Below are 13,582 nucleotides of genomic sequence, written 5' to 3' on the forward strand. Positions count from 1 at the left end.
ATATTTTAAGTTCTGGGTTTATAGTCCCCTGCATCAGCACTCACTACCAAAAATAAAACAGGTGAAGCGATGCAGGCACAACCGTTGTCGTTACCTCCAGTGCCGGAGCCAATCTACGGCGATCGGCTGAAGAACAAAGTGGTGGTGATCACCGGTGCTGCGCAAGGCATTGGCGAGGCCATCGTGGCCTGCTTCCAGGCTCAGCAGGCGCGTCTGGTTATCGGTGATATCCAGGGCGAGAAGGTCGAGAAAGTCGCGGCTCATTGGCGAGAGCGCGGCGCGGATATCTACGCACAACCCATCGACATCACTTCCAAAGAGCAATGGCGAGCCCTGGTGGAGGTTGCCATCGAACACTTTGGGCGCGTCGATGTGTTGGTCAACTGCGCCGGTGTCAACGTGTTTTGCGACCCTCTGGAAATGACCGACGACGATTGGCGCCGCTGCTTCGCCATCGACCTGGACGGTGCCTGGTTCGGCTGCCGCACCGTGTTGCCGCACATGATCGAGCAAGGCATCGGCAACATCATCAATATCGCGTCCACCCATTCCAGTCACATCATCCCCGGTTGCTTTCCCTATCCGGTGGCCAAGCACGGGCTGCTGGGCCTGACCCGCGCCCTGGGCATCGAATACGCGCCCAAGGGCATCCGCGTGAATGCCATCGCACCGGGCTATATCGAAACCCAACTCAACGTCGACTATTGGAACGGCTTCCCCGACCCCCACGCCGAACGCCAGCGCGCCTTCGATTTGCATCCGCCCAAGCGCATCGGCCAGCCCATCGAAGTGGCGATGACTGCGCTGTTTCTCGCCACCGACGAAGCGCCGTTTATCAACGCCACCTGCCTGATGATCGATGGCGGGCGTTCGGTGATGTACCACGACTAAACCTTGCAACTCTCCAATAACAACAAGAGGTGGTTTATGTTCATGAAAAAAGCAATACGCACCTTGGCCTGCGCCGCCGTTGCTGTGGCAATCAGCGGCCTCGGCACCCTCGCATCCGCCGAAGAAATAAAGATCGGCTTCCTGGTCAAACAGGCAGAAGAGCCCTGGTTCCAGACCGAATGGGCGTTCGCCGAAAAAGCCGGCAAGGACCAGGGCTTCACCGTGATCAAGATCGCCGTGCCCGACGGTGAAAAAACCCTGTCCGCCATCGACACCCTCGCCGCCAATGGCGCCAAAGGCTTCGTGATCTGCCCGCCGGACGTGTCCCTGGGCCCGGCAATCATGGCCAAGGCCAAGCTCAATGGCCTGAAAGTGCTGGCGGTGGATGACCGCTTTGTCGACGCCAAGGGCAAACCCATGGAAGACGTGCCCTACGTCGGCCTGGACGCCTACAAGATCGGCCAGAAACAGGGCGAGGCCATGGCCACCGAAGCGAAAAAACGTGGCTGGGATTGGAAAGAGACCTACGCGGTGATCAACACCTTCGACGAACTGGAAACCGGCAAGAAACGCACCGACGGTTCAGTAGAAGGGCTCAAGGCCGCCGGCCTGCCAGCGGACCACATCCTGTTTAGCGCGCAGAAAACCCTCGACGTGCCTGGCAGCATGGACTCCACCAACTCGGCTCTGGTGAAACTGCCCAGCGACGCGAAAAACCTGCTGATCGGCGGCATGAATGACAGCACCGTTCTGGGCGGCGTGCGCGCCACTGAAAGCGCCGGCTTCAAGGCGGCCAATGTGATCGGTGTCGGCATCAACGGCACCGATGCCATCGAAGAGCTTAAAAAGACTGACACGGGTTTCTACGGCTCGATGCTGCTCAGCCCCGACGCGTCCGGTTATAAAACCGCTACCGCCATGTTCGAGTGGGTCACCAAGGGCACTGAACCGGCCAAGTTCACCGCGCTGGATAACGTGACCTTGATCACCCGCGCCAATTTCAAGGAAGAGTTGAGCAAGATCGGTCTGTGGAAATGAATACCGCCGCCTTCGATACCCTGCGCTTCAACGGCATTGGCAAGGAGTTTCCCGGTGTGAAAGCGCTGGCGCAGATCAGCTTTGAAGCGCGACCCCATTCGGTGCACGCGCTGATGGGCGAGAACGGCGCCGGCAAGTCGACCTTGCTGAAAATTCTCGGCGGTTTTTATCCGCCCAACAGCGGCAGCCTGCAGTTGGGCGAGCGCAGCGTCAGCTTCAAGTCGGCAGCAGACAGCATTGCCAATGGCATCGCCGTCATTCACCAGGAGCTGCAACTGGTGCCGGAAATGACCGTTGCCGAGAACCTGTTACTGGGGCATATGCCGTCGCGCTGGGGTGTGGTCAATCGTGGCGCGATGGTGCACAAGGCGCGGGAGTTGCTCAAGGGCCTGGCGGATGAAATCGATCCCCAGGCGCGCCTTGGCAGCCTGTCCCTGGGCCAGCGGCAACTGGTGGAAATCGCCAAGGCCATGTCGCGCAATGCCCATGTGATTGCCTTCGACGAACCTACCAGCAGCCTCTCGGCCCGTGAGATCGAGCGGCTGATGGTGATCATCGCGCGGCTGCGTGACGAAGGCCGGGTGATCCTCTATGTGTCGCACCGCATGGAAGAGGTGTTCCGCATTTGCGATGCGGTGACGGTGTTCAAGGACGGGCGCTTTGTACGCACCTTCGAGGACATGACGCAGTTGAACGTCGATCAATTGGTCAACTGCATGGTTGGCCGCGATATTCAGGACATCTACAACTACCGGCCTCGGGAGCATTTTGGCGAGGCGCTGCGCGTTGAAGGTTTACTCGGGCCAGGGCTGCAAGAGCCGGTGAGCCTTGCGGTCGACAAGGGCGAAATTCTCGGCCTGTTCGGTTTGGTGGGGGCAGGGCGTACCGAATTGCTGCGGCTGCTGGCGGGGTTGTCCCGTAGCGAACAAGGCGCGCTGGTGTTGCATGGCCAGGCGCAGTCTTTCAAGTCGCCACGGGATGCGATTGCCGCCGGTGTGCTGTTGTGCCCCGAGGACCGCAAGAAGGAAGGCATCGTGCCCCGTGCCAGCGTCGCCGAGAACATCAATATCAGCGCCCGTCGCGACCATGCGCGCTTTGGCTGGTTGCTGCAAAGCGGCTGGGAACGGGACAACGCACAGCGGCAAATCAGCGCGCTGAACGTGCGTACGCCGTCGGCCGAGCAGCCGATCCTGTACCTGTCCGGCGGCAATCAGCAAAAAGCCATTCTTGGCCGTTGGCTGTCGATGCCGATGAAAGTGCTGCTGTTGGACGAACCGACTCGCGGTATCGACATCGGCGCCAAGGCCGAGATCTACCAGATCATCCACAACCTGGCGGCCACCGGCATTGCAGTGATTGTGGTGTCCAGCGACTTGATGGAAGTCATGGGTATCTGCGACCGCATCCTGGTGATGAGCGAAGGTGCGCTTACCGGCGTTTTGAACCGCGATGACGCCGATGAAGCGCGCTTGCTGCAATTGGCTCTCCCGCGTTCGCGGGACTGAAGAATACGAGGTGGGTATGTCACAGGTAAAAACCGCGAGAACCTTCTGGCCGGGCTTCAACCAGCGCAAGTTTCTCGACGAGTGGGTCATGTTGCTGGCGGCCTTGAGCATCTTTTTGCTTAGTGCCGTGTTTATTGACAACTTCCTCTCGCCACTGAACATGCGTGGCCTGGGCCTGGCGATTTCCACCGTCGGGATTGCCGCCTGCACCATGCTGTTCTGTCTGGCGTCGGGGCATTTTGACTTGTCGGTGGGGTCGGTGATTGCCTGCTCGGGCGTGGTGGCGGGAATCGTGATTCGCGACACCGACAGCATCGTCCTCGGCGTGTCGGCGGCACTGACCATGGGCCTGGTAGTGGGGCTGATCAACGGCATCGTGATTGCCAAACTGCGGATCAATGCGTTGATTGCAACGCTGGCGACCATGCAGATCGTTCGTGGGCTGGCGTATATCTTTTCCAATGGCAAGGCGGTTGGCGTGATGGATGAAGGCTTCTTCGTCTTCGGTAACGGCCAGCTGTTTGGCGTGCCGGTGCCGATTGTTATCACCGTGCTGTGCTTTGTGTTTTTTGGTTGGTTGCTGAACTACACCACCTACGGGCGCAACACCATGGCCATTGGCGGTAACCAGGAAGCGGCGTTGCTGGCCGGGGTCAATGTCGACAGGACCAAGATCATCATCTTCGCGGTGCACGGTGTGATCGGGGCGTTGGCCGGAGTGATCCTCGCTTCGCGGATGACCTCGGGTCAGCCGATGATCGGCCAGGGTTTTGAGCTAACGGTGATTTCGGCGTGTGTGCTGGGCGGTGTATCCCTGAGCGGGGGCATAGGGATGATTCGCCATGTGATTGCCGGAGTGCTGATATTGGCGATCATTGAGAATGCGATGAACCTGAAGAACATCGACACCTTCTACCAATACGTGATTCGCGGCTCTATCCTGTTGCTGGCGGTGATTATTGATCGGATGAAGCAGCGTTGATTGAGACTGTGGCAAAAGCGCTTTTTGTGGCGAGTGGGCAAGCCCCCTCGCCACACTAATCGTGACCGCCCATAATGCTCGCCGTTTTCGTACTTCCCAATAGGCCCGATATGCAGGAAAACGCCCACATTCCCGTCAAAGACGCCGCTCCCACCGGCACCCAGACCCTGCTGCGTGGCCTGGGCGTGGTGCAAGCGGTGGCGGCTGGCGCGCGGGATCTCAAGGAAATCGCCCGGCGCATCGGCACCACCCGCAGCACCACCCACCGCTTGGCCAGCTGTCTGGTAGAAGAGCGTTACCTGCGCGTAGTGCCGCAAGTCGGCTACCTGCTTGGCCCGAAACTGATCGAGCTGGGTTTCCAGGCCCGTGAAGAGCTGCCTTTGGTAACCCTTGCAATTCCCTACCTGGACGAGTTGTCGGCGTTGACCGGCGACACCATCCACCTGGCGATCCGCGAATTTGACGACGTGCTCTACCTGCACAAGAATCCCGGCCGCAACGGTCCGGAAATGCGCTCGCGGGTTGGCCATCGCATGCCGCTGGCGCGCACCGGAATCGGCAAGGCCTTGCTGCTGGACGACAGTGTGGAAGAGTGGCAGCGCCTGTATCAGGTCAGCTTGCCAGTGGGTGGGAAGAATATGCAGTGGCCGCAGCACCCGGAACAATCATGGGCGCAGTTTGAGCAGCGTATGCAGGAATACGTGGTGGGCGGTTATGCGTTCGATCTGGAAGACAACGAACCGTCGATCCGTTGCGTCGCGGCACCGGTGCGCGATGCCAGCCGGCGAATTGTCGCCGGCATCAGCATCGCCAGTACCGTGCCCTACATGCCGCTGGAAAAAATGGCCGAGCTGATCCTCGTGGTGAAACAGGTTGCAGCCCGGCTGTCAGCGGAGTTGGGCGCGAAGGCCTGATCAGGCCTTCAAGGTCGCCATGTCGATGACGAAGCGGTACTTCACGTCACCGGCGATCATGCGGGTGTAGGCTTCGTTGATCTGGCGGATGTCGAGCATTTCGATGTCGCAAGTGATGCCGTGCTCGGCGCAGAAATCCAGGACTTCCTGGGTTTCGGCAATGCCACCGATCAACGAGCCGGCCAGGACCTTGCGGCCCAATACCAGTTTGGCTGCGTGTACCGGCGGCTCTACCGGTTCGATCAGTCCCACCAGAATATGCACGCCGTCAAAGCGCAAAGTATCGAGGTAGGGGTTGAGGTCGTGTTGCACCGGAATGGTGTCCAGCAGGAAGTCGAAATGCCCGGCCGCAGCTTTCATTTGTTCGGCATCGGTGGACACGATCACGTGATCGGCGCCCTGGCGACGGCCTTCTGCAGCCTTGCTGGCGGAGCGGGTGAACAACGTCACTTCGGCGCCCATGGCCTTGGCGAACTTGATGCCCATATGGCCCAGGCCGCCCATGCCGAGAATCCCGACCTTGTCACCGGCCTTCACGCCATAGTGCTTGAGCGGCGAGTAGGTGGTGATGCCAGCGCAGAGGATTGGCGCGGCGCTGGCCAGGTCAAGCTTGGCAGGGATCTTCACCACAAAATGCTCGCTGACCACGATGCTGTCGGAGTAGCCGCCCATGGTGTTGCTGCCATCCACGCGGTCCGGGGTGGCGTAGGTCATGGTCGGGCCTTCGAGGCAGTATTGCTCCAGGTCCGATTTGCAGGCGTCGCAATGGCGGCACGAGTCAACCATGCACCCAACGCCCACCAGGTCGCCGACTTTATGAGCGGTGACGCTGGCGCCGACGGCGGTGACCTTGCCGACGATCTCGTGGCCCGGCATCAGCGGGTACACGGCGATGCCCCATTCGTTGCGCGCCTGGTGGATGTCTGAGTGGCAGACGCCGCAGTAAAGGATTTCGATGGCCACGTCATCGGCGCGTGGGCTGCGGCGTTCGAAGGACATCGGGGCGAGGGGAGTGGTGGCCGACTGGGCGGCGTAACCGATGGCGGTGTACATGGAGAAACCTCGTAAAAACAGTGACAAGTGAGGTGGCCCATTTTCCGCGCCAGGGCTTGGGACGGCCATGGCGATTGCTCCGAGTCTCATGCCTAAAGCTGCGGAGGAGCAGCTAGAAGCAGCAAGTTACAAGCTGCAAGCGATAAACTGCGCGCTCTCTTGCCGCTTGCAGTTTGTAGCCCTGCACAGGTCCATGAATTTCCGAGAACTGTTTTTATGCTGACCCTTCATCTCGACGCCAATGCCGCGCTGGTTGCTCTGATTGAGCCGCTGACCCCCCGCGATGGTTTCTGCCCCACGAACTTGCCGGGTGTGCAGGTATTGCGCGCCAGTTGCGACGTGGCGCGAGGGCCGCAGATTTATGAGCCGAGCCTGATGATTGTCGCCCAGGGCAGCAAAGTCGCGTACCTGGGCCCACGCACCCTGGAGTATGGCGCCGGGCATTACCTGATCCAGGCGATGCCGGTGCCCTTCGAGTGCGAGACCTTTGCCCTGCCCAATGCGCCGCTGTTGGGGGTGACCGTCGGCATTGACCGAGTGGTGCTGGGGGAGTTAGTGATGGCTATGGGCATCAGGCCTGGGCCGCCAGCAGCGGCGCAGACACTTGAGTCGATGAGCTCGGTGGTGCTCGATGACGCCATGCGTGGCTGCGTCGAGCGGCTGTTGCAGTGCCTGCACGATCCGCTGGAGAGCCGGATCATGGGGCCGGCGCGGGTTCGTGAGTTGTTGTTCACCGCCTTGCGCGGACCCCAGGCCGATGTGCTGCGGGCGCTGGTAGAACAACAGGGGCAGTTTGCCCGGGTGGCGACCTCGCTGAATCACCTGCATGCCCATTACGCCGAGCCGCTCAATATCGAAACCCTGGCCGGTTACGCGCATATGAGCGCGTCGACGTTTCACGAACATTTCAAGCGCTGCACGCTGTTGTCGCCGGTGCAGTACCTCAAGCGCCTGCGCTTGCTCAAGGCCCAGCAATTGCTGTTGGTGGAGGGCATGGGCGTGGCGCAGGCCGCCCATAGTGTGGGGTATCAGAGTACGTCGCAGTTCAGCCGGGAATATAAGCGCTACTTCGAGCGCAGCCCTGGGGACGAGCGGGCGGCATAAACCTTGACCGCTACGAACAATGAGGCCACAAAAAAGGCCCCCATTTAGGGAGCCTTGATGTTCAAGCAGCAGGCTTACATATTCGGGTAAGTCGGCCCGCCAGCACCTTCCGGCGTGACCCAGGTGATGTTCTGCGAAGGGTCCTTGATGTCACAGGTCTTGCAGTGCACGCAGTTTTGGGCGTTGATCTGGAAGCGCTTCTCGCCGTCTTCCTGGGTGATCACTTCATACACGCCCGCCGGGCAGTAACGCTGGGCCGGTTCATCATAGAGCGGCAGGTTGGTGCCGATCGGGATGCTTGGGTCTTTCAACTTCAAGTGGCACGGCTGTTCTTCTTCGTGATTGGTACCGGAGATGAATACCGAGCTGAGTTTGTCGAAGCTCAGCTTGCCGTCGGGTTTCGGGTAGTCGATCTGCTTGCTGTCTTTGGCCAGCTTGAGGCAGGCGTAGTCCGGCTTGGTGTCGTGCAGGGTGAACGGTATTTTGCCACCGAGAATGTTCTGGTCGAACCAGTTGAAGCCGGCGCCGATGATCGGGCCGAACTTGTGCATCGCCGGGCCGAAGTTACGGGTGGCGAACAGTTCATCAAAGAGCCAGCTTTTCTTGAAGCTGTCGACGTAACCGATCAGCTCGTCCGCACCTTCGGAACCTGCAAGCAGTTGCTCTGCCACGGCATCCGCCGCGAGCATGCCGGACTTCATGGCGGTGTGGCTGCCCTTGATCTTGGCCACGTTCATGGTGCCCAGGTCACAGCCGATCAGCGCACCACCCTTGAACACCATCTTCGGCAACGAATTGATGCCACCCTTGGACAAGGCCCGAGCGCCGTAACTGATGCGCTTGCCGCCTTCCAGGTACTGCTTGAGCACCGGGTGATGCTTGAGGCGCTGGAACTCGTCGAACGGCGACAGGAAGGTGTTGCTGTAGGAAAGATCGACGATCAGGCCGACGACCACCTGGTTGTTTTCCAGGTGATAGAGGAATGAGCCACCGGTGTTCTCATTGCTCATGATATCCAGCGGCCAGCCGGCGGTGTGTACCACCAGGCCTGGCTGATGTTTGGCCGGGTCGATTTCCCAGATTTCCTTCAGGCCGATGCCGTAGTGCTGGGCGTCGGCGTCACTGTCCAGGTTGAAGCGCTGGATCAGTTGCTTGCCAATATGCCCGCGGCAGCCTTCGGCGAACAGCGTGTACTTGCCACGCAGTTCCATACCTGGGGTATAGAGGCCTTCTTTCGGGTTGCCTTCGCGGTCGACACCCAGGTCGCCGGTGATGATCCCGCGCACCACGCCATTCTCGTCGAACAGCGCTTCCTGGGCGGCGAAGCCTGGGTAGATTTCCACGCCCAGGTTTTCGGCTTGCTGAGCCAGCCAGCGGCACAGGTTGCCCAGGGAAATAATGTAGTTGCCTTCGTTGTGCATGGTCTTGGGCACAAAGAAGTCAGGGACCTTGGTAGCGGTTTCGCTGGAGCGCAGGACATAAATGTCATCGCGCACCACCGGGGTATTGAGCGGGGCGCCCAATTCTTTCCAGTCCGGGAACAATTCGTTCAGCGCCCGTGGTTCAAACACGGCACCGGACAGGATGTGAGCGCCGACTTCGGAGCCTTTTTCGACCACGCAGACGCTGATTTCCTTACCGGCTTCGGCGGCCTTCTGCTTCAGACGGCAGGCGGCAGACAGGCCTGCCGGGCCAGCGCCGACAATGACCACGTCGAATTCCATGTATTCGCGTTCCACAGGCTATCTCCTACTCAAGGCTCTACAGTTTTTTTTCTAATGTGGAGGTTGGGTGTCCCATCCATCGTTTTCCGGGGCCCATATTTCGTGATCTTCGGCGCAAAGGTAACAATGGATCACACACCGCTCTCTCTAAGCGGCGCATTATATCTACACCACCTCCAGCGTCCAATACAAACGTTTGTTTGAATCGTCCGCAACCCAGATAAATCAAAGAAGCGCGGCTTATATCTGACCATTTTGCTGTATTGACCGGAATAGGCGTTCCGGTCAATATACGGTCGGTTTTGCGCTTCCCGTAGGCGGACCGCAGGTTTCAAGGCCACCTCCAAAAATAGGGCGAAGGCCATGCAAGGTGACGCGCAGGTATGTGACGGCGCGCAGTTTACACGCAGTGACAATGAATGACTTGCCGGTCACCCCTGACGAACGGTCTTTATTATTGCCAGCGTGCAACGTTACCTGTCATGACGGTCTACGTTTTTAGAGGTGCCCTTGTGCGCCGTTGAGCATCTACCGCCAGGTTTGTCCGGGCGGCTTTCTTTTCACCGGAGAGTAACGAGGAAACCATGAAGGTTCTTGTAGCTGTCAAACGAGTGGTCGACTACAACGTCAAGGTTCGCGTCAAAGCGGACAACTCCGGCGTCGACCTCGCTAACGTCAAGATGTCGATGAACCCTTTCTGCGAAATTGCAGTGGAAGAAGCCATACGCCTGAAAGAGAAAGGTGTTGTGACTGAAATCGTCGTCGTTTCCATCGGTCCGACCACTGCTCAAGAGCAGTTGCGTACCGCCCTCGCGCTGGGTGCCGATCGTGCCATCCTCGTTGAATCCGCTGAAGAGCTGACCTCCCTGGCCGTTGCCAAGTTGTTGAAAGCCGTTGTCGACAAGGAACAGCCACAGCTGGTGATCCTTGGCAAACAGGCCATCGACAGCGACAACAACCAGACTGGCCAGATGCTGGCTGCACTGACCGGTTACGGCCAGGGCACCTTCGCCTCGAAAGTCGAAGTCAGCGGCGACAGTGTTGCGGTGACTCGCGAAGTCGACGGCGGCGCGCAGACAGTTTCCCTGAAACTGCCGGCCATCATCACCACCGACCTGCGTTTGAACGAGCCGCGCTACGCGTCCCTGCCAAACATCATGAAAGCCAAGAAGAAGCCTCTCGAAGTGCTGACTCCGGATGCTTTGGGCGTTTCCACCGCCTCCACCTACAAGACCGTGAAAGTCGAAGCGCCGGCTGCACGCAGCGCGGGTATCAAGGTCAAGTCGGTGGCTGAACTGGTCGAGAAACTGAAAAACGAAGCGAAGGTAATCTAAAAATGACTATCTTGGTAATCGCTGAACACGACAGCAAAGTGCTGGCTCCGGCCACGCTGAACACCGTGGCTGCCGCTGCGAAAATCGGTGGTGATATCCACGTGCTGGTCGCTGGCCAGAACGTCGGTGCCGTCGCTGAAGCCGCTGCAAAAATCGCGGGTGTGAGCAAAGTGCTGGTAGCCGACAACGCTGCCTACGCTCACCAACTGTCGGAAAACGTTGCGCCGCTGGTCGCTGCTCTTGGTTCAGCGGCGGGGGGAACTGGCTACAGCCACATTCTCGCGGCAGCTACTTCCAACGGCAAAAACATCCTGCCGCGTGTTGCTGCGCAACTGGACGTTGACCAGATCTCCGAGATCATTTCGGTTGAAAGCGCCGACACCTTCAAGCGTCCGATCTATGCCGGTAGCGCCATTGCCACCGTGCAGTCCACTGCATCGGTAAAAGTCATCACTGTGCGTGCCACCGGTTTTGATCCGGTTGCTGGCGAAGGTGGTTCGGCTGCGATTGAAGCTGTTGCTGCTGTCCACGACGCTGGCACTTCCAGCTTCGTTGGCGAAGAACTTGCCAAGTCGGATCGTCCGGAACTGACCGCTGCCAAGATCGTCGTTTCCGGCGGTCGCGGCATGCAGAACGGTGACAACTTCAAGCACCTGTACACCCTGGCCGACAAGCTGGGCGCTGCGGTCGGCGCTTCCCGCGCTGCCGTTGATGCAGGCTTCGTACCCAACGATATGCAGGTCGGCCAGACCGGCAAGATCGTTGCGCCACAGCTGTACATTGCCGTCGGTATCTCCGGCGCGATCCAGCACCTGGCCGGTATGAAAGACTCCAAGGTGATCGTCGCGATCAACAAGGACGAAGAAGCACCGATCTTCCAGGTGGCTGATTACGGCCTGGTAGCGGATTTGTTCGAAGCCGTACCAGAGCTTTCGAAGCTGGTCTAATCCAGCTGCTTCACTTATAAAGAGCCCGGTCTTTTGACCGGGTTTTTTTATGAGCGCGATTTTTTGATCGGAGAACCATGCCATGGAACTGCGTCGCTGGACTGTACTGCTGGGCCTGTCGCTGGTGCCGACCCTGCCCCTTGCCGCCGGCAAATGCGATCGCCTGGTGGTAACCGGCAGCCCGGATGCGCCGCCCTACCTGTGGCGTGACCCCCAGGACCCTACGCACTTGATCGGCGCTACCGCCGACGTGCTGCAGCAAGTGGCCAAGGACCTGGGCGTGAAAATCGACCTGCTATATGGCGGCAAGCGCTCTGCGGCGCTGGATGAAGTGCGCAGCGGGCGCATGGACATCCTTGCCGATGCGCCGTTGACCGTCAGCGAACTGGAGAGCCTGGACTACATCCACCCGGCGCTGGCGCAAACCGACTATCTGGTCTGGACTCGCGCCGGTTCGCCCCTGGCCTACAACCAGGCGACGGACCTGCACGGCCACAAGGGAGCGGTCTCGGAAAAGGCGCGACTGACCCGCGACTTTGAAACCTTCGCCGGTGAACAATTGACCCTGCAGCGCACGCCAACCCTGACCCCGGCCTTTCAGAAACTGCTGCTGGGAGAGGTCGACTACGTGATCGCGGGGCGCTATTCCGGCATGGCCATGGCCCAGACCCTGGGCATGAGCAAGGACCTGGTTGCCTGGGAACCGCCCATCGATCAGCCCGGTCTGTTCCTCGCCATTTCCCACAACTCGGCCTGCAATGATCCGTGGTTACGCGGACAGCTCGCCAAAAAGATGACAGAATTGCCCGCGTCCGGTCTGACGGAGGCCGCTCTGCAGCGCAATCTTGAGCGCTGGAAGGCGCAATTGCGGCAACCCGTCGGAACCCCAACAAAGTAGGGATTTTTAGTGACTATTCGACCTCTTTTCGCGGCCCTCGCCGTTGTAGCCCTGGCGGGATGTGCCGCAGATCCTGCGCCGAATGAACAAATGCGTCTGACCCAGCAAGCCCTGGAACAAGCCACTGCCGTAGGTGCTGTCGCCGATGACGTGCCTGAGTTGAAACTGGCCGAGGGCAAGTTCGCCCAGGCGAAGGCCGAAATGGCTGATGAATCCTTCAAGGATGCCCGCATGCAGGCTGAACAGGCCGAGTTGGACGCCCGTCTGGCAGAAGCGCAGGTGCTGACCCAGAAGAGTCAGGAGGAGTTGGATGTGCTCAACACGCGCATCACCCGCCTGCGCAAACAGCTGGGAGACGCCCAATGAACCCGATGATTCGTGGTTGCTGTGTGCTGCTGCTGGGCAGCGCGGCGCTGGGCGGGTGTGCCAGCCATCCCAGCAGTGAGGTTGTCCTGCAACAGGCCGGTAATGACTTCCAGAAGGTCAAGGAAGACACCAACGTGCTGCGCATCGCCCCCAAGGACGTGATTCGTGCCGGTGAGTCCCTAGCCCGTGCTGACCGTTTGTCCACCTATTGGGGCAGCGGTGCCGACGTGGTGCATTACGCTTACCTGAGCCAGCGCTACAGCGCGATTGCCCGGGAACATACCGAGCAGGTACTCAACGAAGAGCGTGGTGCCAAGCTTGAACTGGAGCGCCAGCGCCTGCAACTGGCCTTGCGCGAGGCCAAGCTGCTCAGCGTGCAGCAGCAGGGCAAGTGGCTGGAGGAGCAGATCGTCAGCCTGGCCACCACCCAGACCGATCGCGGGCTGGTGATGACCCTCGGTGATGTGCTGTTCGACACCGGTGAAGCGGAGCTGAAAAACTCGGCGAACCGCACTGTGCTGAAAATCGTCCAGTTCCTGCAACTCAATCCCAAGCGCGTGGTGCGGATCGAGGGCTACACCGACAGTACCGGCGGCGAGAATGAAAACCTCAAGCTGTCCCGGGATCGTGCCCAGGCGGTGGCCGATGTGCTGGTAGACCTGGGGGTCGATGAAAAACGGGTCCAGGTGGAAGGCTATGGCGACCAGTATCCGGTCGAAGTGAACGCCTCGGAGCGTGGCCGTGCGCAGAACCGTCGCGTTGAAATCGTCTTCTCCGATGAAAAAGGCCAACTCGGTGCTGCCCGTAGTTGAAGATCCGTTGTAGG

At 59.7% G+C, this 13,582-nt stretch carries 13 protein-coding genes; 11 read left to right on the top strand and 2 right to left on the bottom strand.

The features are described from left to right. Window positions 1–69: 69 nt before the first annotated feature. From AAEZ06_RS12160 to AAEZ06_RS12180, 5 genes are all read left to right on the top strand, one after another. Window positions 70–891, top strand: coding sequence for an SDR family oxidoreductase (locus AAEZ06_RS12160; protein WP_350614453.1), 822 nt, complete (start codon window positions 70–72; stop codon window positions 889–891). A gap of 36 nt (window positions 892–927) precedes the next feature. Continuing rightward, window positions 928–1,929, top strand: coding sequence for a substrate-binding domain-containing protein (locus AAEZ06_RS12165; protein ID WP_149412089.1), 1,002 nt, complete (start codon window positions 928–930; stop codon window positions 1,927–1,929). After that, window positions 1,926–3,434: an L-arabinose ABC transporter ATP-binding protein AraG gene (araG, locus tag AAEZ06_RS12170; protein WP_149412184.1), complete on the top strand. Its 1,509-nt coding sequence runs from the start codon at window positions 1,926–1,928 to the stop codon at window positions 3,432–3,434. The genes AAEZ06_RS12165 and araG overlap by 4 nt, the downstream gene beginning before the upstream one ends. 16 nt (window positions 3,435–3,450) lie before the next feature. Further along, on the top strand, window positions 3,451–4,416 hold the full coding sequence (gene araH / locus AAEZ06_RS12175) for an L-arabinose ABC transporter permease AraH (protein ID WP_149412088.1): 966 nt from the start codon (window positions 3,451–3,453) through the stop codon (window positions 4,414–4,416). Window positions 4,417–4,526: 110 nt separating this feature from the next. Continuing rightward, window positions 4,527–5,330 (top strand): IclR family transcriptional regulator, encoded by an 804-nt coding sequence (locus AAEZ06_RS12180; RefSeq protein ID WP_149412183.1) that lies wholly within the window; start codon window positions 4,527–4,529, stop codon window positions 5,328–5,330. Here AAEZ06_RS12180 and AAEZ06_RS12185 read toward each other — a convergent pair whose 3' ends face one another. Continuing rightward, a complete protein-coding gene (locus AAEZ06_RS12185) occupies window positions 5,331–6,383 on the bottom strand; it encodes an NAD(P)-dependent alcohol dehydrogenase (protein WP_149412087.1) in 1,053 nt (350 codons plus the stop codon). 216 nt (window positions 6,384–6,599) lie between these two features. Here AAEZ06_RS12185 and AAEZ06_RS12190 point away from each other — a divergent pair, with 216 nt between their 5' ends. Beyond that, window positions 6,600–7,487 (top strand): AraC family transcriptional regulator, encoded by an 888-nt coding sequence (locus AAEZ06_RS12190; protein ID WP_133101744.1) that lies wholly within the window; start codon window positions 6,600–6,602, stop codon window positions 7,485–7,487. Window positions 7,488–7,561: 74 nt separating this feature from the next. On the opposite strand, the gene AAEZ06_RS12195 is transcribed toward AAEZ06_RS12190, so the two are convergent. Further along, window positions 7,562–9,226 carry an electron transfer flavoprotein-ubiquinone oxidoreductase gene (locus AAEZ06_RS12195; RefSeq protein ID WP_149412086.1) on the bottom strand — a complete coding sequence of 555 codons (1,665 nt, stop codon included), beginning with the start codon at window positions 9,224–9,226 and terminating at the stop codon, window positions 7,562–7,564. 569 nt (window positions 9,227–9,795) lie between these two features. Here AAEZ06_RS12195 and AAEZ06_RS12200 point away from each other — a divergent pair. The 5 genes from AAEZ06_RS12200 to AAEZ06_RS12220 all read left to right on the top strand — a co-directional run bounded on the left by AAEZ06_RS12200 (window position 9,796) and on the right by AAEZ06_RS12220 (window position 13,568). Further along, window positions 9,796–10,545 (top strand): electron transfer flavoprotein subunit beta/FixA family protein, encoded by a 750-nt coding sequence (locus AAEZ06_RS12200; RefSeq protein ID WP_133101742.1) that lies wholly within the window; start codon window positions 9,796–9,798, stop codon window positions 10,543–10,545. Between the two features lie 2 nt (window positions 10,546–10,547). Further along, on the top strand, window positions 10,548–11,492 hold the full coding sequence (locus AAEZ06_RS12205) for an electron transfer flavoprotein subunit alpha/FixB family protein (RefSeq protein WP_350614457.1): 945 nt from the start codon (window positions 10,548–10,550) through the stop codon (window positions 11,490–11,492). Window positions 11,493–11,574: 82 nt separating this feature from the next. Further along, window positions 11,575–12,390 (top strand): substrate-binding periplasmic protein, encoded by an 816-nt coding sequence (locus tag AAEZ06_RS12210; protein ID WP_149412084.1) that lies wholly within the window; start codon window positions 11,575–11,577, stop codon window positions 12,388–12,390. 9 nt (window positions 12,391–12,399) lie between these two features. After that, a complete protein-coding gene (locus tag AAEZ06_RS12215; protein WP_133101739.1) occupies window positions 12,400–12,756 on the top strand; it encodes a DUF4398 domain-containing protein in 357 nt (118 codons plus the stop codon). Then, a complete protein-coding gene (locus AAEZ06_RS12220; protein WP_149412083.1) occupies window positions 12,753–13,568 on the top strand; it encodes an OmpA family protein in 816 nt (271 codons plus the stop codon). The genes AAEZ06_RS12215 and AAEZ06_RS12220 overlap by 4 nt, the downstream gene beginning before the upstream one ends. The last annotated feature ends 14 nt before the right edge of the window (window positions 13,569–13,582 follow it).

The organism is Pseudomonas sp. HY7a-MNA-CIBAN-0227 (assembly GCF_040310325.1).
In the GTDB taxonomy this organism is placed as follows: domain Bacteria; phylum Pseudomonadota; class Gammaproteobacteria; order Pseudomonadales; family Pseudomonadaceae; genus Aquipseudomonas.

Excerpts from the sequence above, each read along its gene's own strand:
- AAEZ06_RS12220 (WP_149412083.1), top strand. The coding sequence starts at position 12,753 with ATGAACCCGATGATTCGTGGTTGCTGTGTGCTGCTGCTGGGCAGCGCG.
- AAEZ06_RS12185 (WP_149412087.1), bottom strand. The coding sequence starts at position 6,383 with ATGTACACCGCCATCGGTTACGCCGCCCAGTCGGCCACCACTCCCCTC.
- AAEZ06_RS12165 (WP_149412089.1), top strand. The coding sequence starts at position 928 with ATGTTCATGAAAAAAGCAATACGCACCTTGGCCTGCGCCGCCGTTGCT.
- AAEZ06_RS12210 (WP_149412084.1), top strand. The coding sequence starts at position 11,575 with ATGGAACTGCGTCGCTGGACTGTACTGCTGGGCCTGTCGCTGGTGCCG.
- araH (WP_149412088.1), top strand. The coding sequence starts at position 3,451 with ATGTCACAGGTAAAAACCGCGAGAACCTTCTGGCCGGGCTTCAACCAG.
- AAEZ06_RS12205 (WP_350614457.1), top strand. The coding sequence starts at position 10,548 with ATGACTATCTTGGTAATCGCTGAACACGACAGCAAAGTGCTGGCTCCG.
- araG (WP_149412184.1), top strand. The coding sequence starts at position 1,926 with ATGAATACCGCCGCCTTCGATACCCTGCGCTTCAACGGCATTGGCAAG.
- AAEZ06_RS12190 (WP_133101744.1), top strand. The coding sequence starts at position 6,600 with ATGCTGACCCTTCATCTCGACGCCAATGCCGCGCTGGTTGCTCTGATT.
- AAEZ06_RS12160 (WP_350614453.1), top strand. The coding sequence starts at position 70 with ATGCAGGCACAACCGTTGTCGTTACCTCCAGTGCCGGAGCCAATCTAC.
- AAEZ06_RS12200 (WP_133101742.1), top strand. The coding sequence starts at position 9,796 with ATGAAGGTTCTTGTAGCTGTCAAACGAGTGGTCGACTACAACGTCAAG.
- AAEZ06_RS12180 (WP_149412183.1), top strand. The coding sequence starts at position 4,527 with ATGCAGGAAAACGCCCACATTCCCGTCAAAGACGCCGCTCCCACCGGC.